Source organism: Sphingopyxis sp. DBS4 (assembly GCF_024628865.1).
GTDB lineage: Bacteria > Pseudomonadota > Alphaproteobacteria > Sphingomonadales > Sphingomonadaceae > Sphingopyxis.
The window spans coordinates 1,614,620-1,637,531 of record NZ_CP102384.1 but is presented as its reverse complement, the minus strand read 5'-3'; the positions used below and the strand labels follow the sequence as shown (position 1 = coordinate 1,637,531).

Sequence of the window (22,912 nt, the reverse complement as noted above, 5' to 3'; positions counted from 1 at the left end):
GCCCGCCAGCGGCCCCCGCCTTCGCGGGGGCGACGATCAACTCAATTCCCGAAGCCCACGGACAGAAATCCCGGCATCGGGCCATTCCAGCCATCGTCGGGGCCATCATCGTCGTGTCGCGAAGCAGGCGCGGGTTTGCGTCCGCTATCCTTCTTCGGCGCTTCGGGCTTTTTCTCCGCCGCACGCTTGGGTGCACGGGGCGCTTTCTCGACGTTCGAGCGCCCGCCGCGTTCGGCGCGGCCGCCGCGTCGCGGTTCGCGCTGCTCGTCGCTTTCGCGCTCTGCCTGCGCATCCGCCTTGCCGGTGTCGTGAACCGGAATCTGATAGCCGGTCAGCTTCTGGATATTATCGAGCGCTTCGTCGTCCGACGGCGTGACCAGCGTGAAGGCCCGGCCCTTGGCTCCCGCGCGGCCCGTGCGGCCGATGCGGTGGACATAATCGTCGGGATGCCAGGGAGCGTCGAAATTGAAGACGTGGCTGACGCCCTTCACGTCCAGCCCGCGCGCGGCAACGTCCGATGCGACCAATATGTTGATCGTCCCCGCCTTGAAGCGGTCGAGTTCGGCGATGCGGCTCGACTGGTCCATGTCGCCGTGGATTTCGCCGGCCATGTAGCCCGAACGCTGCAGCGACTTCGCCAGTTCGCGCACCGTCGTCTTGCGGTTGCAGAAGATGATCGCGGTACCGACGTCCTCGGCCTCGATAAGGCCGCGCAGCGTGTCGCGCTTGCCGCGCTCCGACGTCTTGACGACGAACTGCTCGATATTCTCATTGCGGCTGGCCGGGCGCGCGACCTCGATCGTCTTGGGGTTCGAGAGGAATTTATCCGCCAGCTTCTTGATCGGCGGCGGCATCGTCGCCGAGAAGAGCAGGGTCTGTCGATTCGCCGGCAGCTTGGTGCAGATATTCTCGATATCGGGAATGAAACCCATGTCGAGCATCCGGTCGGCTTCGTCGATGACGAGCAGGTTGCAGCCGGTGAGCAGAATTTTGCCGCGCTCGAACAGGTCCATCAGGCGGCCCGGGGTTGCGATGAGGACGTCGACGCCCTTTTCGAGCGCCTTGACCTGGTCGCCCATCTGCACGCCGCCGATCAGCAGCGCCATCGACAGCTTGTGATACTTGCCGTATTTTTCAAAGTTTTCCGCGACTTGCGCCGCCAATTCGCGCGTCGGCTCGAGGATCAGCGAGCGCGGCATCCGCGCGCGGGCACGGCCATGCGCCAATATGTCGATCATCGGCAGCACGAAGGACGCGGTCTTGCCCGTCCCCGTCTGGGCGATGCCGATCATGTCGCGCATCATCAGCACCGACGGGATCGCGCCCGCCTGAATCGGCGTCGGTTCGTCATAGCCCGCCTCGGTCACGGCGCGCAAAAGTTCATCGGAAAGGCCGAGGTCGGCAAATTTCATAAGGGCAAACTGTCCGGAAAAAATGTGACAGCGCGGCGACCCACGAGCGCCATCGCTGCGGCGCCCTTGCGGAAGTGAGGACGAAAAGTCAAGGAAAGGCGTTGATTGCCGCGATTAATCCTCGTCGCGTGCGACGGGAACCAGCAGGCGGAATTTCTTGATCTGGCATTTGGCGCCGGTCCGGGCGTGAATCTCGTCCCGACCCTCGCAAAGCTGCCCGTCCTTGGTTCCCTGCATGTAAAAGCCGGCGTAAAAGTCGAGCCCGCGGCATCCGCGGCTCAGTTCTGCGCGCAGTCGCTGCCGCTGGCGCGTGAGCAGATCGATGCTGTCATGCTCGGTCGCCTGCATTCCCGCGATGTTCCGCATCGCGATGCATTTCGGGGCCTTCTTTTCCTTCCACTCGACCGGAAGTTGCCGTGTCCGTGCCTGGGGAGCGGGGGCGGCAGAGAAATTGTTCAGCGGCGACCGCTGCGCCGGGACGCGGATGATCAGCCGCTGCTCGATCACCATCTGCCAAAAGCCCGCCGTCTGGTCTTCCGGCGAAGGAATCGCAATGGCGACCAACGGTTCGGGCGGAGTCGAAGTCATCGGCGTATCCGCAGCAGGGCCCCAGATCATCGCCAACAGGGTCGCAATGGTCAGCACGGTCGCGCGGCCGTCCTTCCGGCGCCCTGACAGAAGATGATGTCCACCCGCAACTCCCGCTTCGATGCTGGACGAAAAGCCAACTATCGTCCATCGCCCCCTTTAACGCCCCTGATTGAACATCAAATGAATTGCTGTCGAGGCCCAAGTGGTCGGTCGGCGTCGATTGTCCGGAGGTCCGCCATGTCGCATTCCCCTTCTCCCGCGTTGCTCGCCAGGCTCGCCGATCTTTTGGGACCAAAGGGTTTCAGCACCGATCCCGATGTCCTGGCACCGTGGCTCACCGACTGGCGCGGCAAATATCACGGGCACGCGGCGGCCATGCTGTCGCCAGCGACCACCGCCGAGGTTGCGGCGGTCGTTGGCGCCTGCGCCGCCGAAGGAGTCGCGCTTGTTCCGCAGGGGGGGAACAGCGGCATGGTGGGCGGCGCGACGCCCGATGCGTCCGGGCGGCAATTGCTCCTTAGCCTGCGGCGCATGAACCATATCCGGGCGCTCGACACGACCGCCGGAATCGTCGTGGCCGAGGCGGGCGTCATCCTCGAACATCTTCATCATGCCGCGCTCGACAAGGGGCTGCGTTTCCCGCTGACGCTGGGCGGCAAGGGATCGGCGACGGTCGGCGGGCTCGTTTCGACCAACGCCGGCGGAACCCAGGTGCTACGGCACGGCACGATGCGCGCGCTCGTCGCGGGAATCGAGGCGGTCCTGCCCGACGGCAGCATCTTCGAGGGGCTCGCGCCGCTCAAGAAGGACAATCGAGGCTATGACCTCAAACATCTGCTCTGCGGCGCCGAGGGGACGTTGGGGGTCGTGACCGCGGCCAGCCTGCGCCTCGTTCCCGTCAACGCAGCGCGCCAGACCGCATGGATCGGCCTGGCCTCGCCCGACGATGCGCTGCGGCTGCTCCGCCGCCTCGACGCAGCACTGGGCGACGTGCTCGAAGGGTTCGAGATCGTGCCGCACCATGTCCTGGAGGCGGTTCTGCGCCACATTCCGCAGACCCGTCATCCGCTCGCCCAGCCCAGCCCCTGGTATGCGCTGGTCGAACTGGCAGGCGACGATGCTTCGGTGCTTGGGGAACAGATGGAGCGCGAACTCGTGGGGGCGCTGGACGCCGGCCTGATCCATGACGTCGCGATGGCAAAAAACGACCGGGAAAGCGAGGATTTCTGGCGCCTTCGCGATTCGATATCGGAAGCAGAGCGCGCCGAGGGCCCGGCGCTGCAGCATGATGTCAGCGTCCCGGTCGATCTGATGCCGCGCTTCATTGCCGACAACCCGGGCCGGCTCGCGGCCGCCTTTCCGGGCATCCGGACCGTTTCCTTCGGGCATCTGGGCGACGGCAACATCCATTATCACGTCCAGCCTCCCGAAGGCACCGACGGTGCCGCCTGGTTGGCCGAGCATGGCGCGACGGCAAGCCGCCTCGTCTACACTCATGTCGTCGAACTCGGCGGCTCGATTTCGGCCGAGCACGGCATCGGGCAGATGAAGCGCGATATATTGGCCGAGCTCGACAGCCCGGCGCGCCTCGCCGCGCTTCGCGCGATCAAGTCGGGGCTCGATCCCGCCGGATTGTTCAATCCCGGGAAACTGATCGGCTGATTGGGGCGGCGCTCCGCGCCATCGCCCCTTGCGCCGCGCCGCGCCTGCCAATAAGGCGCGCCATTAGCCATTTTGCCTCGAAACCCTCGGGGCGCATGATCCGGAGTTTCGCCATGGCCACCGCGCCCGCCAACAATATGCCGATTTTCTATAACGACATCGTTCCGCTTTCGAGCGTCGATCACGCTGATTTCCGCGCTCGCCCGCTCGACAACGCGGGATTCCTGGTCAATCAGCACGCGGTGCCGCTGACGTCGGACGAGTTCACATCGGCCTGCCGTTTCTATCCGATCGTCTTTTCGGCGGGTGAGAATCCGGTGCCGCTGGCGCTGATGGGCCTCAACGAAGGCGTGAACACCTTCGTCGACAGCGACGGCAAGCTGCTCAATCCGGTCTATGTCCCCGCCTATATCCGCCGCTATCCTTTCCTCCTCGCGCGGCTTACCCCCGACAGCGAGGATTTGTCGCTATGCTTCGACCCGACGTCGGCGGCGATCGGCAAGTTCGAGGAAGGCGACGCGCTGTTCGCAGACGGCAAGCCGACCGAGCAGGTCAATGCCATCCTCGAATTTTGCAAGAATTTCGAGGAAGCGGGCCAGCGCACCGGCTTCTTCATGGAAGAGCTCAAGAAAGCCGACCTGCTGATGGACGGCGAAGTCGCGATCCAGCCCGAAGGCAGCGACAAGCCCTATATCTATCGCGGCTTCCAGATGGTCGACGAGAACAAGCTGCGCGAACTGCGTGGCGACGTGCTTCGCAAGATGATGCAGAACGGCATCCTCGCGCTGATCTTCGCGCACCTCTTCTCGCTTCAGCTCATGCGCGAAGTCTTCGCCGAGCAGGTGAAGTCGGGCCGGGTGCCGGAACTGGTTCAGGTTCCGGCGGTCTGATGGAATAGAAGATCGTCGCCGCGAGTGCCGGGGCCAACCGCTCCCGCACTGCGGCGCCGGTCTTGCCGGCTGCCGCCGGCCTCAAAAATCGATCGCGAGGCCTTTCAGCTCCCAATCGCCATAGCGCACGGGGTTGCGTCCGCCCGGCTGGTCTTCCGCCTTATCCTCATGAAGGGCTTTGGGTTCGGGCACGGGGCTGTTCGTCCAGCCCGCGGGTGGTTTCACATGCGCCGGGCGCCGCGTCGCGCGGGGCGTTGCGCCCATCATCATTTCATCATTCTCGGCCATGCAGGCCTTCCTACAGGATTTCGCTTGCCCTGCGCCAGCCATAACGGGATGGAAAGCCATGGCCGATCCAAAAAAACGCCGCCGCGCGGCCGAAGCCGATCCGCCGGGCACGGCATCGCGGCGGGCCGCGCTTCGCCTGCTCGACGCCGTCCTGCGCCGCGGCGATCCGCTTGAGGTCGCCGCACACGCCGCGACGCAAGGATTGCCTCCCGCCGATCGCGCTTTCGCCATTGCCATCGTATCCGAAACGCTGCGCTGGATGGGCGACATCGACGCCCTTATCGACGGGGCGACCGAACAGACCCTGCCCGAAGACGTGAAATCGCGCGCGGTGCTTCGGCTGGCGCTGGCGCAATTGCTCGTCCTCAAGACATCGCCGCATGCGGTGGTATCGACCGCGCTTCCGCTCGTTGCGGGAGGCCCGCGCCGCCTTGTCCACGCGCTCCTCTCGCGCGCCCAGCAGGAGGCGTGGAGCCTGCCCGAAAGCGCCACGCTGCCCGAAGCGGTCGCCGAGCGCTGGGCAGCGCAATGGGGTGAGGAGATCGTCTCGGCAGCCGCGACGGCATGGAGCGCGCCGCCGCCGATCGACCTCAGCTTCGCTTCCGAGCCCGGCGACGACGCGTGGAGCGAGGCAATGAAGCTTGCGCCAAGGCACCGCCGCTTGCCGCGCGGCCAGGCGGTCGAGGCGATGCCGGGCTATCGCGACGGCGGGTGGTGGGTGCAGGATCTCGCCGCCAGCCTCCCCGCGCGCCTGTTTGGACCGGGAGGCGGGCGCACGCTGCTCGACCTTTGTGCCGCGCCGGGCGGCAAGACGATGCAGCTTGCGGCCGCAGGCTGGAACGTCGTTGCCGTCGACTTGAGCGCGAAGCGGCTCACGCGGCTTTCGGACAATCTCGCGCGCACCGGACTTGCCGCCGAAATCGTCCGGGGCGACATCCGCCAGTGGCAGCCAGAAACGCTCGCCGACGCGATATTGCTCGACGCTCCCTGCTCGGCGACCGGCATTTTTCGTCGTCATCCCGACGTGTTGCACCGGATCGAGCCGCGCCAGATTCGGGAAATGGCCGAATTGCAGGGCGAACTGCTTGCGCGTGCCGCACAATGGGTCAAACCGGGCGGCACTTTGGTCTATGCGACCTGCTCGCTCGAACGCGCCGAGGGCGAGGATCAGGTCGCGACCTTTCTCGACTGGCATCGCGATTGGTCCATCGACCCCGTGACGGCGGACGAACTGCCCGGCGGGATCGTCCCCGACGACAGCGGTTTCATCCGCACGCTGCCCGGCCTGCTCGCCGATGCTGGCGGTCTCGACGGCTTCTTCATCGCCCGGCTGCGCGCGCCGTCAGCCGCCTGAGCGGCGCGAGAGGCGATAGAGCGCCAGTTCGCCATAATCCTTGGCGAGCCCCACCTTGCCGACATAATCGCAATCGAAATCGCGCGCATTTTCGAGCGCGAGCATCGCGGCGAGCGGCTGGGTGCAGTAAACCTGTCCGACCAAAGTCACCGGTTCGATCCGCGCGGTGCGCGTGACCTCGGTCCCATACCAGAGCTCGTTGCCGACCACCGGATCGATGCCGCGATAGATCGGGCCGAAATGAATGCCGGTGCGCATCCCCGCCTTATGCCCTTCGAGCCCCAGCCCCGCGGGCAGCACGTCGAGTCTTTCCTGCATGGCGAGCGCGATCCGCGCCGCCGCCGCGGGGTTGTCGATCACCGCATAGACCGCATCGCCCCAGGTGTTGCGGAACAGCACGGCGTCGCCGAATTGATCGAGGATGCGCCCGATACCCCCCATCACCTCCTGCGCGAAGACCGGGAGCTCGGCTTCGCCGAGCTTCGAGAAGCCCGCGAAATCGGCGAACAATATCGCGTAGAGACCGCGCTGCGTGCCCGCGGGCGGTTTCGGCGCGGGTGGAAAATCGAGATTGCGATCGAGACCGCCGACCGGGATCGTCAGCGTTTCCCCGCCCCCGCCCCGCCAGAGCGCGATATCGGCGTTGGTTCCGGCAATCTCCGCGCCCGAGCGCGCGGCAACCGCCGGATCGACCACCGCAAGCTGGATCGCCACCGTTTCGAGTTCGCGCGCGCGCAGCTTCGCCAGCCCCATCGCGGTGTGCGAGCCGAGAATGAACTGGCAATCGTCGCTGACATAGCCGGCATTGCTGGCGAAATGGACCATCGCGGCGCCATCGCGGCAGCGGCGATAGCGCGGAAGCCATTCGCCGCCGCCCGACTGGACCGACTGGGCGATGAAATCACCCTCGGCAAAGGGCAGGACGATGGTCAGGTCGATCCCGCGATCGAGCGCGGCTTCGGCAAACAAAATGTCGGCACCGCAGGCGAGCGGACCGATCAGTGCCGAAAGTGGCTGGCTATCCAGCGTTTCGGCGATCGCCCTTGCGGCATTGGCCTCGCCCTCCCCGCCGGCGCGGAACATGCGGCCGCAATAGACGCCGACCGGCGCGGGACGCAGCAAGGCCGCGATATCCGCCCCATGACCCGCGTCGATCGCCCCGCTGGCGACCAGCCGGGCGATCTGGCGGCAGGTCGAGGCGCGATCGCCTGCCCGCGTTCCCGCCTGCGCGTGGGCGCCGCGGGCATGGACCAGCGCCTCCTCGCCGCGTCCGAGCAGCAGCAGCGCCTCGACGAGAGTCGCCTGATCCCAATAAGTGTCAGCGGCGCCATTCGCCGCGATCGGTCCCGCCAGCGCTGCCGCGCGCTCGCGCTCGCTGAGCATCGCATAAAGGCTGGCTGCGTTGATGGCCGGGAAGTCCGCGCCCGACGCCTGAAACGCATGGTCGTAAGCGGCAGCGGCCTTGCGCAGGAAACCGGCGCGCTCGACGCCGTCATGATCGAAGGCCTCATCCTTCCAGATACGACCTGCAAGCGCCAGGCTGTCGACGTCGCCCGTCGCCGCCAGGCCGAGTTGCTCATAAAGGTGCATCGCGCCGAGGCTGTCGCCCGACGCGGCGAGCGCACGCACCATCAGATAGCGCATCCGCGGGCTGTCGGTCCCGTCGCGTCGCGCCGCCGCTGCGCAGTCGAACGCGCTCAGCGCATCGCCCTGCCCCAGCCGGTGCGCAACCTCGGCTTCGACGGCGGCGGCTGATGCTGTCATTGCGGGACGGTTTCGGCCGATTGGAGCAGTGCGACATTCGCCTTTTCGACCGCCGAAAGTGCGACGCTGTCGCTGGTCGGCCGATACCAGGGCAAGGAGGTGAAATAGGCTTGCAGGCTCGGGTCCTTGAAACGCAGGCCGTGTCGCGCGAAAATCTCGTTCCGCGCCAGCCGTGCCTGCTCCGGAGTGAGGCCCGCGACGTCGGCCGCGGTCAGTACGCGCTTCGAGGAATCGGCGATGATCGCGCCCTTGCTCGTATCGGTAGGCGGCGTCGCTCCCCCCTCGATCAGCCGGATATATTTGCGGAACATATAGCCGGTGGTGCCGTCTGCCTTGCGCACCCGCCACCATGAACCGGGCTGCTGATAGGTCAGGAATTTCTCGCCCTCGAGCACCTTGCCGATAATCGCCGCCTTGGTGCTCTGGCCCGAGCGGATGTTGGTGAAGCCGTCGGGATCGTCGATCACAGCCGCCAGCGTGAAAGCTTCTGCGGACGGGGTGATGGTCGGCGCCGCGCTCTTATCGGTCTCCTTGCTCGCAGTCGTGGCCGCGACTTTGGCAGGTGCGACAGCCGTCGCGGGCGACGGTGAAGGTTGAAGGAGCTTCCACGCAAGCAAGGCGACGGCAACGACCGCAAGCCCCAGCAGGGCCCGTGGCAGAAAGGATGATTTTCGGGCCGGAGGCGGGTCCTGCCGGTCGACCGGAGCCGATTTCGGCGGTGCGGGTTGCGAAGCGGCTACAGGCGCCGCTTCCCGTCCGCACAGATCTTCCAGGCTCATCAGCACCTTGCGCCAGCCGCGATGATCGGGCTCGCCGTTCCAATCCGCGAGCTCCGCGAACTGAATCTGATTGAAGGGCAAGGGCGGCATCACGTCGTCGATCGACGTCTGCACCAATTTTTTCTGATTGCGCGCGACATCAGCCTCGGCACGCACCCATTCGGACTGCGCGGATGTCTGCGACCAGACGACGATCGCCGCCTTCGCGCTGCCGATCTTTTCGGTGATCACGTCGCCGTAGGAGCGATGCGGCGGCAGTTCGGCGTCCCACCACACGTCATAGCCCGCCGCCGCGACCGCATTGGCAATCTCAGCCACGCGCGCCTTGTTGTCGCGCGAATAGGAAATGAAGACATCGACCATCGGCTAGCCCCTTTGGACGAGAGGCTAGCCGTGGGTCGTTCGATTCGCCAGCCTCAGAAGACCGCCTTCGGCGCGTCCTCCTTCATCATCGCGGCGCGCACCATCGGGATCGGCGGGCCGCCGTAGGAGAGGAATTCGTCGTGGAACGCTTTCCACTTCGTCCTGTCCCCCTTGGTCCAGTCGTCGCGGAGCTTGCGGATCATCAGCTTGCCCATCGTGTAGTTGAGGTAGAGCGGATCATAGGTGCCGCGCGCCGCCTGTTGCCGCGCATTGCCATCGTCCTGATAGCATTGCTCCTTGAACAGCTTTTCCGAGTCCGCGACGGTCATCCCCTTGGTGTGGAGCCCGATCGCCGAGATGAAGCGGCAATCGCGGAGCAGCGCGTTCGAAAGCTGGCCGATATGCGTTTCGGGGTCGCCGTCTCCGAGTCCCGCGTCCCACATCATCTCCTCGGTATAATGCGCCCAGCCCTCGGCAAAGGCATAGCCGACGAACAATTTGCCGAAGATGCTTTCCGCGCGGTTTGAGTGGAGGAAGTTCAGGAAGTGGCCCGGCCACACCTCGTGGACCGACGTGAAGAGCAGATCCTTCTTGCCCGGAACGAAGGCATCCTGCGTCGCCTTGTCCCAGCTCGGGTCGGGCGGCGAAATGTAATAGACCGACGGCAGGCCTTTCTCATACGGCCCCGGAATGTCGATATAGGCGCTGTTCTGGCGGTTGTAGGGCGGCGATTCCTCTACCTGCGCCTGCTCGGTGCCGGGGATCGAGACGAGATCCTTTTCGGCGATGAACGCGCGGAGCGCCGGAAGCTGGCGCCGGGCCTCGGCGACAGGACCATCGGCGGGCTTGTCCGAATTCATCTTCTTCATGCAATCGGCGATCGTCATCCCGGCGGCGTAAGTCGCGCAGGCGGCTTTCAGCGCATCCTGGTTCCGCTTGAGGTCGGCCTGACCGATGCGCTCCAGCTCATCCAGCGGGGTATCGACCGCTTCGTTGGTCAGGATCATCTTGGCGAAATTGTCGGCCCCGATCGCATAGCCGTCGGCGGTGCCCGGCTTCGAGCCAATATAGGCGGCGAGATCCTTCATCGCCGCCGCGGCCTTCGCCGCTGCCTCGTCGAACTGCTTCTGAAGCTCGGGATCCTTGACCTCGGCAAAGGCCTTCTTGGCGTCACCGGTATAATAATCGGCGAAACCGCCGAAGCCCGCGGTGCCATATTTGACGAAGGTCGCGGGCAGCGGCAGCTTGATGTTCGCCTTGATCTGCTCGGCGGCCGCGGGGACTTTCTGCGCATAGGCGATAAACGCCTTCATCCGCGTCGGCGCGTCGGCATAGGGCCGCGAGACATAGACGTTGGGGTCGAGCTGCCCGACATAATAGGCCGGGTTCTTGTGCGGGAAATCGGCGTCCTTCAGGAAGAAGAGCTGCCCCTGGGCGACATGCACCAGATAGTCGCGCTCGAACTTCTCGGCATCGGTCATCTTGCCGTCGAACGCCTTGGCGTCGGCGATCGTCTTTTCAAGGAAGGCAATCTGTTTCTGAAGGCCGTCGGCCGACCAGTCGGGAAGCTGACCATCAAATTCGTGCTTGCCCTGATAGACCGCGAAATTGGGGTTGAGCGGGAAATAGCCCGCAAGGAAATTGTCGCGAAACTCGGTCCAGTTCTTCGCGTCCGATCCCGACGCGGGCTTGTCGCCCGATGCGTTGCAGGCGGTGAGGACGAGCAGCGCCGCGGCCATGGCGGCACCGCCGAAGCGGGCAAATTGACGTGTCATTCGATCATCTCCCTCAATCGATGGCGGGTTTCTGCCACCGCGTCCGACGAATGACACCCGTTAATCGACGAACGGCATGGCCATGCGCTCTGGACAGAGCCGAATTCCCCTCTAGGGCGTGAGGCCGATGGCAACGATATTTCCCCCAGACGGCGAAGAGCCGGAGATGCCGGGCCCGGCGATCCTCGATCCCTCTCCGCTGAGCATCCCCGACTATCGCTATTACTGGATCGCGCGCTTCACCGCGGTGATGGCGACGATCGCGGTGGTCGTCGTGATCGGATACCAGCTCTACGACACCGCGCGCACCGATTACGGCATGACGATCAAGGAAGCGTCGTTCCAGCTCGGCCTGCTCGGGCTCGTCCAGTTCGTGCCGATCGCGCTCTTGACCCCCGTCGCGGGCTGGGCCGCCGACCGGTTCGAGCGGCGCAGCGTCGCGATCTTTTCCAACGCCATCGATTTCGGAATCGCGGTCGTCCTCGGCTGGTTCACCTGGACCGACGGGCTGACGCTGAACCTGCTGTTCGGCCTCGCGGCGATGCATGGCGTCGCGCGCGTCTTTTCGGGGCCGGCGATGAGCGCGATCGCACCCAACATCGTCCCGCCCGCGATCCTGCCCCGCGCGATCGCGATGAGCAGCATCGCCTGGCAATCGGCGTCGGTGATCGGCCCCGCGGCGGGCGGCCTGATCTATGCCGCGCATCCAACGTCGGTCTATATCTTCGCCGCGATCCTTCTCGTCATCTCGGCCTGGACGATTAGCCGGGTGCGGCCCGTGCTGCCGCCGCCCGCCGAGGTGCGCCGCCATCCGCTGCGCGAGATGGTCGACGGTCTGCAATTCGTCTGGAGCGAGCGCTTCCTGCTCGGCACGATCACGCTCGACCTGTTCGCGGTCATCCTGTCGGGCGCGACCGCGATGCTGCCCGTCTATGCCCGCGACATCTTGCACGTCGGCTCCGAAGGACTCGGGCTCCTGCGCGCCGCGCCGGCGGTCGGGGCCGCGGTCGTCGCGCTCGGCCTTGCGATCCGCCCGATCGAACGCAATGTCGGGGTCAAGATGCTGTGGGCGGTCGCGGTCTTCGGCGCCGGAACGGTGGCTTTCGGCCTGTCGACCAATCTGCTGCTCTCGCTGGCACTGCTCGTCCTGATGGGCGCGGCCGACATGTTCTCGGTCTTCGTGCGCGGCACGCTGATCCAGCTCAACACCCCCGATCATATGCGCGGGCGGGTCAGCGCGGCGTCGGGCCTCGCGATTTCGGCATCGAACGAGCTCGGCGAGATGCGCGCGGGCGCGATGGCTGCGGCGCTGGGACCGATCAGCGCCGTCGTCGTCGGCGGCGCAGCGGCGATCGGCGTTACCGCGCTCTGGGCGTGGCTCTTTCCCGAACTGCGGCGTGCCCGGACCTTCGAGGCGCGGTTCGACATGGGCGACTGACGCATTTCCGCACCGCTTCGCAGGTCCGGAGTCAGCTCGTCGCACGCCGCTGTCCTTTCGCCACAAAGCTATTGTCAATTTATTTTGTTGAGTTATCCAGGACGTACCCGTCACCGCGGTTCCCCCTCCTCCCATCGATGGAGAACCCGCCATGCAAGACACCCGAATCCACCATAAAATCCTGACCATTCCCGGCCTCCACAACAGCGGCCCGACTCACTGGCAGAGCCTGTGGGAACGCAAGTTCGCGAACGCCGAGCGAGTCGAACTGGGCCGCTGGGCCGAGCCCGATCGCGATAGCTGGACTCGTCGCATCGCCGAGGCGATCGAGGCCGAAAGCGCGCCGGTGTTGATCGCCGCGCACAGCCTCGGCTGCCACGCTTTCGCGCACTGGTTCGCGGCGGCGAGCACTCCGACGCGGGCTCGTATCGCGGGGGCGCTGCTCGTCGCGCCGCCCGACCTTGGGCGACTGCGGCACGAAAAGCGCATCACCGGCTTCGCCGACACCCCCGGCTTCACGTCGCAGACGCCAATTATCGTCGTGGCGAGCGACGATGATCCCTATGCCAAGACCGCCTATGTCTGGCGCCTCGCGCGCCAGTGGGACGCGCGCTTCGTCAACGCCGGACCGTTCGGGCACATCAACGCCGACTCGGGCATCGGGGACTGGCCTTATGGACAGTATCTGCTCGCCTCGTTACAACCCGCGCCGACGCCTGCGCTGGCGGACGAAAGCCAGTGGCTGCGCGCCGGAGACTGGCCGAACCGCGTCCGCCGCGACCCGCGGTTTGAATTCAAGGAAAGAGCGTACCGATCATGAAAGCCAATTCGATCCTCGATACCATCGGGAACACGCCGCATATCCGCATGGCAAAGCTGTTTCCGGACGCCGAAGTCTGGATCAAGTCCGAACGCAGCAATCCCGGCGGTTCGATCAAGGATCGCATCGGCCTGGCGATGATCGAGGCGGCCGAGCGCGACGGCAGCCTGAAGCCCGGCGGCACCATCGTCGAGCCAACGTCGGGAAACACCGGCATCGGCCTGGCGATGGCCGCCGCGGTCAAGGGGTACAAGCTGATCCTCGTCATGCCCGAAAGCATGTCGCTCGAACGCCGGCGCCTGATGCTCGCCTATGGCGCGACCTTTGACCTCACCCCGCGCGAAAAGGGGATGAAGGGCGCGATCGAGCGGGCGATCGAACTGGTCGAGACGACCCCCGGCGCCTGGATGCCCCAGCAGTTCGAGAATGAAGCGAATGTCGACGTCCACCTCCGCACCACGGGGCCGGAAATCCTCGCCGATTTCAAGGACACGCCGATCGACGTGCTGATCACCGGCGTCGGCACCGGCGGCCATATCACCGGGGTGACGCAGTTCCTCAAGCAGCATTGGCCGAACCTGAAGGTGTTCGCGGTCGAGCCGACCCAATCGCCGGTCATTTCGGGCGGCCAACCGGGCCCGCATCCGATCCAGGGCCTCGGCGCCGGGTTCATCCCGCGCAATCTCCATACCGACCTTCTCGACGGGGTGATCACGGTCGAGGCCGCCGACGCCAAGCGTTGGGCGCTGCGCGCCGCGACCGAGGAAGGCATGCTCGTCGGCATCTCGTCGGGCGCGACGCTGGCGGCGATCGAGCAGAAGCTGGCCGAGCTTCCGCCCGGCACGCGCATCCTCGGCTTCAACTACGACACCGGCGAGCGCTATCTTTCGGTTCCCGACTTCCTGCCGGAAATCTGACCCCTCGAATGCGCCTGACCGGCGATTCATCGGCGACGTCGCTGCGGCGCGACTGCCCAGCGGCGACGCCGCGTCTAGACTGGACCGGCTGGCTGTTCGTCCTGATCGCCGCCGCGGCGATCGTCGCGGTGCTTTATGCCAGCGGACAGACGAACGCGGGTCGGCATGGCGCGCGGCCGCACCCGGTCGCGCCGCCCGCCGATGTCGTTCCCGACGTCCAGCCGATGGAACTCGCGCCGGTCACCGAAGCCGACGCCCGCGCGCAGAACGCGGAGATTCCGCTCGTCACCAGGGGGTTCGTCGCCGCGCGGCCCTTCCTCTATGCCGGAAGCGGCGACGCCCGCGTCCGCGCGCGCGACTGCCTTGCCGCGGCAATGCTCTATGAGGCGGGCGACGATTCGAAGGGGCAGCTTGCGGTCGGGCAGGTGGTGATCAATCGGGCGCGGCATCCCGCCTTTCCCAAGTCGATCTGCGGCGTCGTGTTTCAGGGGTCCGAGCGTACCACCGGATGCCAATTCACCTTCACCTGCGACGGCGCGCTGAACCGCCGCTATTCGGACGCCGCCTGGACGCGGGCGCAGGCGAATGCGGACAGCATGTTGTCGGGAACGACCGACCCCAGGGTCGGGCTCGCGACCCATTATCACACCGACTGGGTGCGCCCCTATTGGAGCGACAGCCTGGAAAAGATCGCGATCGTCGACACCCACCTCTTCTTCCGCTGGCCGGGCTATTGGGGAACGCCGGGCGCGTTTCGCGGTACCGTGTCGGGGAATGACGGCGGGGTCGCCAAAATGGCGGCGCTCTCCCCTGCCCACGCGCTTGCAGTCGGCGCGCCGCCGATCGAACTCGCGGGGGTCGACGCCAATGCCGCGGTCGGCGCGCCGAAGGTCGTCGCCGGCGCCGGCGAAGCCGCTGGCCGCGACACCATCTATGTCGCGCTTGACCGCCGCGCCGCGCCCGAAAGTTTCGTCACGACCGCGCTCCGCCTCTGCGGCGACAAGCCCTATTGCAAGTTCATGGGCTGGACCAATCCGACGCTCAAACCCGACAGCGACACGATGAGCGACATGCAGCGTGCAGCGATGACCTTCTCCTATCTCCGCGACGACAAGGCGGGGTTCGAGAAGGCGCTGTGGAACTGCAGCGAATATAAGCGCGACGACACGCGTCAGTGCATGAAGCGCTAGGCGTCGTCGAAAATCGCGGCTGGGATGCCCACTCCGCGCCCTTCTACCGTCATGGAAACGCGCTCTATTTAGTCGATTGACGGCGCCCTTCGATACCAGCACAGAAGCCTTGGGCTTCGGCTCGGGGGTCAAAGGGGGAGCAGATATGAAAAAGGCGATAGTGTCTTTGACGGCGGCTGCGCTGATGGTGCAGCCGGTTGCGGCGCGCGCGGCGAACAGCGGGGCGGACACGCCCGAGGAAATCGCCGAAGACGCGGCGCGCGATCTCAAGGACAGCCGCTTTTACAACAAGCCCGGCGCCACCCGGGCGGAATATGATGCCGATTGGCAAACCTGCCGCTTGATCGCACGGGGATCGCAGACGCCGGCCGGGTCGGTGCCGATATACAATCCCGCGCTATATAATCCCGCCATCTCGCCGCTTGCGGCGGGAATCGGCGGCGGAATCGGCGCGGCCATCGGTGCGGCGATCGTCGAAGGCCAGATGCGCCGCGCCAACCGGCGCAACTGTTTGCTGATCAAGGGATGGCGGCTGGTCGAGCTTCCCGCGGCACAGAGCGCGAAGATAGCCGCCTTGTCGGACGCCGAGCGGCAAAATTATTTCGAAACCATGGTCGGCGCACAAGCGGTCGAAGGCGAGGTTACCGAAATGACCAGCTTCACCCCTGTCGCCGATGACAGGCTGAACATGCGCGGCCCGCTGGCGGGTCCGCCCTCGCTGTTCCTGGGCAAGAAAGTCGATCCCAAGGTACCGCTTGCGCTCGCCGAAAACGAGGGCGGGCTGGTCCTTGCCTTCCGCCGCAACGACGCCGGAAGCGCGGGGCGCTCCGGCCGCGTTCAGATCCGTCGTTTCGACCGTGAGAATGGCGACCTTTTCTACCAACCGCGCGACTGGAAGAAAAAAGGGGATCACACCACTTACGGCAGCGAATTCGTCAGCCGGGACAAGAAGGCGGCCTATGAATTGCAGGTCGTGAAACTGACCCCGGGCTGGTATATATTGCAGACCGATGCCGTGGGCACGGTTCTGCCCAATACGACCAATTGTTTCGGCGCTCCGGCTTTTGAGGTCAAGGCGGGCGAATATACCTATCTGGCCGACGCGACGCCTTTCCTCGATGCGCAGCTTGCCGCGGGCGGCAGGTACAGCGGCATGGGCTATGCGCGGAATTTCGACGATGCCAGGGCCGCGATGGCGGCTTTCCAGCCCGATGCGGCTGCGCGGATGGTGGAAGCCAGAATCGAGAATCGCGCAACCTACAGCTGTGCCGGACAGGTCATGACTCGGATGGATTTTCCCGGCGTGACCGACGTTGTTCCGGCGCCGGTCGACAAGACCATGCCTGAAGCTGTGGAATTGCCGACGCCCTGATCCGTCCCCTGCCCGGTCCGGATACAGGAGTCCGTGGATCGGATATCGAGGATATGGATCAACGGTGAATGACCGAAAACGGGGGTGGATTGCGGCCCTTCCCAACCTTCGTCATTCCCGCGAAAGCGGGAATGACGAGGCTATGAGACGAGGAGCGCCGCTTTTGCGATCGAGGGGCAACCCTTCGCTATTCTATCCTAATCGCCCCCGCACTCTTCACCCATGCGGTCGGATCAGATATTTCTCGCCGGTCCGCTTCGCATTATAGGCGTGCGCCGTGTCGAGGTTCAGCGCTTCGGTCAGCGAGATTTCGTGGCTGTAATGGCTCTTGAAAGTGGTCGTCAGTTCATCGACGACGCGCTGGCGCATACGGCCGACGACCTCCATCCCCGCTTTCGCCATGAAGGGGGTAAGCAGAAAGCCCGACAGCGACCAGGTCAGGCCGAAGCTGCGGTTGAGGATCGTCGGACCGACGTCGAGCGCTCCATAGATGTAGACCTGCTTGAACGTGTCCGAACCATAGCGGCTGTAAGTGGTCATGCGCTTCACCGCCGCCACTTCCATCGCCGAGAGGATCTGGCCCGCCAGCTTGCCGCCGCCGATCGCGTCGAAGCCCAGCGTCGCGCCGGTTTCGACGATCGCCGCAACCAGCTTGTCCTGGAAACCCTCATCGCTGCTGTTGACGATATGCTGCGCGCCGATGCCCTTCAATATTTCGACCTGTGCGTCGCTGCGTACGATATTGACGAGCGGAATGCCGTCCTTGGCGCAAATCTTGACGAGCATCTGGCCGAGGTTGGAGGCGGCGGCGGTGTGGACGATGGCGCTGTGATTTTCCATCCGCATCGTTTCGGTAAAGGCCAGGCTGGTGAGCGGATTGACGAAGCAGGAAGCACCGTCCACCGGATCGGTGCCCTCGGGCAGCGGCATCACCATCTGTACGGGCAGGCAGCGATATTCGGCATACATCTCGCCGCCGAGCAGCGCGACGGTCTTGCCGAGCAGCGCCTGCGCCTCGGGCGAGTCCCCGGCCTTGACGACAGTGCCGCAGCCTTCGTTGCCGATCGGCAGCGCATCGCCGATCCGTCCGCCCATCGCGCGCATCCCCGCGGGCGGCACGTCCGCGGTGATCATCGGCAGACCGTCACGCGTCCCCGCGCGCGCGGTCGTCATGTCGGCGCCGCCGAACAACAGGCCAAGGTCGGATGGGTTGATCGGCGTCGTCAGCACCTCGACCAGCACCTCGTGCGGCTTCGGCTCAGGCATCGCGCGGCGCTCGAAATAGGCCTCGAGCTGCCCCTCGGGCTTCACGAGCGTCACCATGACGGTGTTGGTTTCAGGCAGGTCGGTCATCGCGCGTCTCCCGTGGTTCGGTTTTTCGATGCAACCGAATTAGGGCGCGCCGGCCTTGCTGGCAATGGCTTGGCCGTCAGGCGTGAGAATATTCCGCGGCGAGCCGGAGGACGTCCGCGGCCAATTCCTTTCGGCAGATCAACAGATCGGGAAGATACGGATCCGGCCTGTTATAACGAAGCGGTGCCCCGTCGGCGCGGCTGACGTGCAGTCCGGCGGCCTGCGCCACCGCAATGGGCGCGCAATTGTCCCATTCATATTGGCCGCCGGTGTGGAGGTAGATATCGGCCTCGCCGCGCACCACCGCCATCGCCTTTGCGCCTGCCGAACCCATGGCGACAAGCTCCGCGTCCAGTCTCTCCGCGACGAAGACGGCCTCGGCGGCAGGCCGCGTGCGGCTGACGAGCATTTTGAACGGCGCGTTTGCGGGGCGAAGCGGCAGCGGGTGGCCCGAGGTCAGCGTGATGCCCAGCCCCGGCAGCGCGACCGCGCCCACCGTCGCGATGCCGTCGATGGCCAGCGCGACATGCACCGCCCAATCGTCGCGCCCCTCGCCATATTCGCGGGTACCGTCGAGCGGATCGACGATCCACACGCGGCTCCGGTCGCAACGCGCCGGATTGTCCTTCTCTTCTTCGGACAACAGCGCATCGTCGGGACGCGCGGCGCGAAGTTCGCGGCACAGGAGCGCGTTGGCCTCGGCGTCCCCGGCCTTGCCGAGTTCCTTGCCCGCAAGATCGCCTCGCGTCCGAAGCGTCATCAGGATCGCCCCCGCGGCGGTCGCGAGGCGGGCGGCGAGTTGCTCGTCATTCTCGGTCATGCTCACCCCAACAAGCGATCGATGATCAGATCGGCCGCTGCCTCGGGCGACATCGCGGTCGTGTCGATGCGGATCTCGGGCGTGGCGGGTGCCTCATAGGGGCTGTCGATCCCGGTGAAATTCTTGAGCTGTCCGGCGCGCGCCTTCTTGTAGAGGCCCTTGACGTCGCGGCGTTCGGCCTCGGCCAGCGGCGTGTCGATGAAGATTTCGAGAAACTCGCCTTCGGGCAGCATCGCGCGCACCATCTCACGCTCGGCGCGGAACGGCGAGATGAACGCCGTGATGACGATCAGCCCGGCATCGGTCATCAGCTTCGCAACCTCGCCGACGCGGCGGATATTCTCGATCCGGTCGGCCTCGGTGAACCCCAGGTCGCGGTTGAGCCCGTGCCGGACATTATCGCCGTCGAGCAGGAAGCTGTGCCGGTTCATCCGGTGCAGTTTCTTTTCGACGAGGTTGGCGATCGTCGACTTGCCCGACCCCGACAGCCCGGTGAACCAGAGCAGCGCGGGGCGCTGGTTCTTGAGGTTCGCGCGCATGTCGCGGTCGATGTCGGTCGCCTGCCAATGAACATTCTGCGCGCGGCGCAGGCTGAAATGCAGCATCCCCGCCGCGACGGTCGCGTTGGTCAGCTTGTCGATCAGGATGAAGCCGCCGAGCGCATGATTGTCAGCATAGGATTCGAACACGATCGGTTTGTCGGTCGACAGTTCGACGACACCAATGCCGTTCAGATCGAGCGTCTTCGCCGCCAGATGATCGAGCGTGTTGACGTTGATCTCATATTTCGGCGCCTGCACCGTCGCCGACACGCTTTGCGTCGCAAGCTTGAGCCAATAGGCGCGCCCCGGGATCATCGCTTCATCGGCCATCCAGACGAGCGTCGCCTCGAACTGATCGGCCGCCTCGGGCGGGTTGTCCGCTGCCGCGATGACATCGCCGCGCGAGCAATCGACCTCGTCGGCAAGCGTCAGCGTCACCGACTGGCCCGCGACCGCGTCCTGTTGGTCGCCGTCGAGCGTCACGATGCGGTCAACGGTGGTCGTCTTGCCGCTCGGCAGGATGCGCACCGCGTCGCCAGGCCTGATCTTGCCGCTGGCAAGCTGGCCCGAAAAACCACGGAAATCGAGGTTCGGGCGATTGACCCATTGCACGGGCATCCGGAACGACTTCGCCTCGTCGGCGGCGCTGCCGACCTCGACACTCTCCAGATGCTCGATCAGCGCCGGCCCCTTGAACCAGGGCGTATTCACCGAAAGGCCCGTGATATTGTCGCCCTTGAAGCCAGAAATCGGGATCGCGGTAAAGTTCGTGATGCCGATCTCGCTCGCAAAGGCGCGGTAGGCGAGCGTGATACGGTCGAACACCGCCTTGTCATAGCCGACAAGGTCCATCTTGTTCACCGCGAGCACGATGTGCCGGATGCCGAGCAGATGCGCGAGGAAGCTGTGCCGCCGGGTCTGCGTGAGTACGCCCTTGCGTGCGTCGATCAGGATCACCGCAAGGTCGGCGGTCGAGGCGCCGGTGACCATGTTGCGCGTGTACTGCTCGTGTCCCGGCGTGTCGGCGACGATGAACTTGCGCTTTTCGGTGGTGAAGAAGCGATAGGCGACGTCGATCGTGATCCCCTGCTCGCGCTCGGCCGCAAGACCGTCGACGAGAAGCGCGAAATCGATCTCCTGCCCCTGCGTGCCGACGCGCTTGCTGTCGGCTTCGAGCGCGGCGAGCTGGTCCTCGAAGATCATCTTGCTGTCGTAGAGCAGCCGCCCGATCAGCGTCGACTTGCCGTCGTCGACCGAACCGCAGGTGATGAAGCGGAGCAGCGACTTTTTCTCATGGCCGGCGAGGTAGGCGTCGATGTCCTCGGCGATGAGGGCATCGGTGACGTAGATAGGGTCGGTCATATCTTTAACTTCGTCATTCCCGCGAAGGGCGCTGCGAGGCGCGTGACTCGCAGCGCAATCCCGCTTCGTCCATTGGTTCCGAAAGAGGCCCCCGCCTTCGCGGGGGTTGACCCTTCGTCAATCTGAAGATTGACGTGGCGGGTCAAAAATACCCCTCCTGCTTCTTTTTCTCCATCGACGCATCGCCGCCGTCCTTGTCGATGATGCGGCCCTGGCGCTCGCTGGTCGTGGTCAGCAGCATTTCCTGGATCACTTCGGACAAGGTCGCCGCCTCGCTCTCGACCGCGCCGGTGAGCGGGTAGCAGCCGAGCGTGCGGAAGCGCACCGAACGTTCCACCGGCACCTCGCCCTCCTTCAGCGGGAAGCGGTCGTCGTCGACCATCAGCAACAGCCCGTCGCGCTCCACGGTCGGGCGCGGCGCGGCGAAATAGAGCGGGACGATCGGGATATTTTCGCGCGCGATATATTGCCAGATATCGAGCTCGGTCCAATTCGAGATCGGGAAGACGCGGATGCTCTCGCCTTTCGCTTTCTTCGCGTTGTAGAGGTTCCAAAGCTCGGGACGCTGCTTCTTGGGGTCCCAGCCGTGGCTTGCGGTGCGGAACGAGAAGATACGCTCTTTCGCCCGACTCTTCTCTTCATCGCGCCGCGCGCCGCCGAAAGCGACGTCGAAGCCGTAAAGGTCGAGCGCCTGCTTCAACCCTTCGGTCTTCCACATGTCGGTGTGCAAGGGGCCGTGATCGAACGGATTGATCCCGCGCTCCTTCGCCTCGGGGTTCTGATAGACGATGAGCTCCATGCCGCTCTCGCGCGCCATGCGGTCGCGCAGTTCGTACATGGCCCGGAATTTCCACGTCGTGTCGACGTGCAGCAACGGAAACGGCGGCGGCGAGGGATAGAAGGCCTTGCGCGCCAGGTGCAGCATCACCGCGCTGTCCTTGCCGACGCTATAGAGCATGACGGGCTTGGCGGCGTCGGCCATCACTTCGCGCATGATATATATGCTCTCGGCCTCCAGCCGATCGAGATGGGTCAACCCAGACGATCCTGCCCGCAAATCAGACGACACCAACCAGCCTCCTCATATGTCCGCCGGGCAACGGATTAGCGCATTATTCATTTCGCCCTACGTCCAAATGGACGGGATATGCCGGTCGCCGTAACGCCGCGCCCGGCCCATGGGCAAACATTATGGCCTTTGGGCGCTGCAAGTCTGGCTTGTGAGATCGCGGGCTCATCCTGCGGCATCGACTTTTTCCTGCCGCCATTCGGTGCCGATCGAGCCGATCGTTTCGAGGACGCGGCTCAATCGCGGCTCAACCGCGGGCAAGGTTCGCCATGCCGGATCGAGGACCAGTCCCAGTTCGCGCCGGAAGTCATAGCCCGTCACCTTCAACGGGACGACGCCGCCGATCGCCAGCGATACGGGCGCGGTGGTGATCCCGACTCCCGCGGCAACCATCCGCAGGCAGCGCTCGTCGCTGTCGCTGCGCAACGCGAAGCGCGGGCGGACGCGGCGGCGGGTGAAGAAACGACTGGTCGCGTCGAGCAATTCGCACGACCGGCGGGCGATCATCGTTTCGGAGGCCAGCTCTTCCGGGTCGACCTCATCCCGCCCCGCGAGCGGATGATCGGCGGCGACGAACATCACGAAAGGCTCTTCATAGAGCGGCACGACATCGGGCGCTCGCTCGCCGGGACGCAGCGGGACGATCGCCATGTGGAGACGCCTGCCGTGGATCGCCGCGCGCAGTTCGGACTCGCTGTTCTCGCTGATCTCGAGCCCGAAATCGCGTGCAAGCAGGGCCGCGATATTCTGCAGAATTTCGCCGGGAACCGACCGGATCGTCCCGAGCCGCAGCAGCGGCTTGTCGCCCTCTTCGGCGCGGCCGAAGCCGTCGGCAGCACGAAAACCGCGTTCGAGGTCGCGTGCGATCGGCAGGAAGCGCCCGCCCGCCTCGGTCAGGCGGATCTGGCGGCGATTGCGGATGAAGAGCGTCGCGCCGACGAGCCGTTCGAGATCGGCGATCCCGGTCGAGAGCGCCGGCTGGGTCACGCGGATCTGCTGCGCCGCGCGGGTGAAGCTGCCCGCATCGACGACCGCGAGGAACTGCCGGATGTGCGATCGCTTTATCATAAATTTTCTTTATGCTGAATCGCGCGTAGTTTCAATTTTCATATGAACGCGCTTTCGGGCAGACAGGGACGATGTTCCGCCCC

Annotated in this window: 19 protein-coding genes; 8 read left to right on the top strand and 11 right to left on the bottom strand. The window is 65.2% G+C overall.

Annotated features, from left to right (window positions below; all coding sequences use genetic code 11):
* Positions 1-41: 41 nt before the first annotated feature.
* Positions 42-1,412 (bottom strand): DEAD/DEAH box helicase, encoded by a 1,371-nt coding sequence (locus NP825_RS07600; protein WP_257550040.1) that lies wholly within the window; start codon positions 1,410-1,412, stop codon positions 42-44.
* A 114-nt stretch (positions 1,413-1,526) separates the two neighbouring features.
* On the bottom strand, positions 1,527-2,000 hold the full coding sequence (locus tag NP825_RS07595) for a hypothetical protein (RefSeq protein WP_257550038.1): 474 nt from the start codon (positions 1,998-2,000) through the stop codon (positions 1,527-1,529).
* Between the two features lie 240 nt (positions 2,001-2,240).
* On the opposite strand from NP825_RS07595, the gene NP825_RS07590 reads away from it, so the two are divergent.
* A complete protein-coding gene (locus tag NP825_RS07590; RefSeq protein ID WP_257550036.1) occupies positions 2,241-3,665 on the top strand; it encodes an FAD-binding oxidoreductase in 1,425 nt (474 codons plus the stop codon).
* A 113-nt stretch (positions 3,666-3,778) separates the two neighbouring features.
* Complete coding sequence (locus tag NP825_RS07585; protein ID WP_257550034.1) at positions 3,779-4,555, top strand: SapC family protein; 777 nt, start codon at positions 3,779-3,781, stop codon at positions 4,553-4,555.
* 81 nt (positions 4,556-4,636) lie between these two features.
* Here the strand turns inward: NP825_RS07585 and NP825_RS07580 are convergent, their stop codons facing one another.
* The gene (locus NP825_RS07580) at positions 4,637-4,843 is read right to left on the bottom strand and encodes a DUF1674 domain-containing protein (protein WP_306998707.1); all 207 of its coding nucleotides are present in this window, start codon (positions 4,841-4,843) and stop codon (positions 4,637-4,639) included.
* Positions 4,844-4,901: 58 nt separating this feature from the next.
* Here NP825_RS07580 and NP825_RS07575 point away from each other — a divergent pair, with 58 nt between their 5' ends.
* Positions 4,902-6,197 (top strand): RsmB/NOP family class I SAM-dependent RNA methyltransferase, encoded by a 1,296-nt coding sequence (locus NP825_RS07575; protein WP_257550032.1) that lies wholly within the window; start codon positions 4,902-4,904, stop codon positions 6,195-6,197.
* Here NP825_RS07575 and NP825_RS07570 read toward each other — a convergent pair.
* The 3 genes from NP825_RS07570 to NP825_RS07560 are packed head-to-tail and all read right to left on the bottom strand — an operon-like array spanning position 6,186 to position 10,878.
* The gene (locus tag NP825_RS07570) at positions 6,186-7,961 is read right to left on the bottom strand and encodes an adenylate/guanylate cyclase domain-containing protein (RefSeq protein ID WP_257550030.1); all 1,776 of its coding nucleotides are present in this window, start codon (positions 7,959-7,961) and stop codon (positions 6,186-6,188) included. The genes NP825_RS07575 and NP825_RS07570 overlap by 12 nt on opposite strands.
* Complete coding sequence (locus tag NP825_RS07565) at positions 7,958-9,103, bottom strand: YARHG domain-containing protein (protein WP_257550028.1); 1,146 nt, start codon at positions 9,101-9,103, stop codon at positions 7,958-7,960. Before NP825_RS07565 ends, NP825_RS07570 begins: the two co-directional genes overlap by 4 nt.
* Before the next feature lie 53 nt (positions 9,104-9,156).
* The gene (locus tag NP825_RS07560; protein ID WP_257550026.1) at positions 9,157-10,878 is read right to left on the bottom strand and encodes a DUF885 domain-containing protein; all 1,722 of its coding nucleotides are present in this window, start codon (positions 10,876-10,878) and stop codon (positions 9,157-9,159) included.
* Positions 10,879-11,005: 127 nt separating this feature from the next.
* Here NP825_RS07560 and NP825_RS07555 point away from each other — a divergent pair, with 127 nt between their 5' ends.
* From NP825_RS07555 to NP825_RS07535, 5 genes are all read left to right on the top strand, one after another.
* A complete protein-coding gene (locus tag NP825_RS07555; RefSeq protein WP_257550024.1) occupies positions 11,006-12,316 on the top strand; it encodes an MFS transporter in 1,311 nt (436 codons plus the stop codon).
* 151 nt (positions 12,317-12,467) lie between these two features.
* Positions 12,468-13,136: an alpha/beta hydrolase gene (locus NP825_RS07550; RefSeq protein WP_257550022.1), complete on the top strand. Its 669-nt coding sequence runs from the start codon at positions 12,468-12,470 to the stop codon at positions 13,134-13,136.
* Positions 13,133-14,053 carry a cysteine synthase A gene (cysK, locus tag NP825_RS07545; protein ID WP_257550020.1) on the top strand — a complete coding sequence of 307 codons (921 nt, stop codon included), beginning with the start codon at positions 13,133-13,135 and terminating at the stop codon, positions 14,051-14,053. Before NP825_RS07550 ends, cysK begins: the two co-directional genes overlap by 4 nt.
* Before the next feature lie 8 nt (positions 14,054-14,061).
* Entirely contained in the window at positions 14,062-15,243 is a 1,182-nt protein-coding gene (locus tag NP825_RS07540) for a cell wall hydrolase (RefSeq protein ID WP_257550018.1), read from the top strand.
* Positions 15,244-15,388: 145 nt separating this feature from the next.
* Positions 15,389-16,615 carry a hypothetical protein gene (locus NP825_RS07535; RefSeq protein ID WP_257550016.1) on the top strand — a complete coding sequence of 409 codons (1,227 nt, stop codon included), beginning with the start codon at positions 15,389-15,391 and terminating at the stop codon, positions 16,613-16,615.
* 216 nt (positions 16,616-16,831) lie between these two features.
* On the opposite strand, the gene NP825_RS07530 is transcribed toward NP825_RS07535, so the two are convergent.
* The 5 genes from NP825_RS07530 to NP825_RS07510 form a co-directional block, all read right to left on the bottom strand.
* Positions 16,832-17,968, bottom strand: a complete 1,137-nt coding sequence (locus tag NP825_RS07530) for a zinc-binding dehydrogenase (protein WP_257550014.1) — start codon at positions 17,966-17,968, stop codon at positions 16,832-16,834.
* A gap of 76 nt (positions 17,969-18,044) precedes the next feature.
* A complete protein-coding gene (locus NP825_RS07525) occupies positions 18,045-18,788 on the bottom strand; it encodes a 3'(2'),5'-bisphosphate nucleotidase CysQ (protein WP_257550012.1) in 744 nt (247 codons plus the stop codon).
* A 2-nt stretch (positions 18,789-18,790) separates the two neighbouring features.
* A complete protein-coding gene (gene cysN / locus NP825_RS07520; protein WP_257550010.1) occupies positions 18,791-20,692 on the bottom strand; it encodes a sulfate adenylyltransferase subunit CysN in 1,902 nt (633 codons plus the stop codon).
* Positions 20,693-20,834: 142 nt separating this feature from the next.
* Positions 20,835-21,749: a sulfate adenylyltransferase subunit CysD gene (gene cysD / locus NP825_RS07515; RefSeq protein ID WP_257551325.1), complete on the bottom strand. Its 915-nt coding sequence runs from the start codon at positions 21,747-21,749 to the stop codon at positions 20,835-20,837.
* A gap of 177 nt (positions 21,750-21,926) precedes the next feature.
* Positions 21,927-22,829: a LysR family transcriptional regulator gene (locus tag NP825_RS07510; RefSeq protein WP_257550008.1), complete on the bottom strand. Its 903-nt coding sequence runs from the start codon at positions 22,827-22,829 to the stop codon at positions 21,927-21,929.
* Positions 22,830-22,912: the final 83 nt, after the last annotated feature.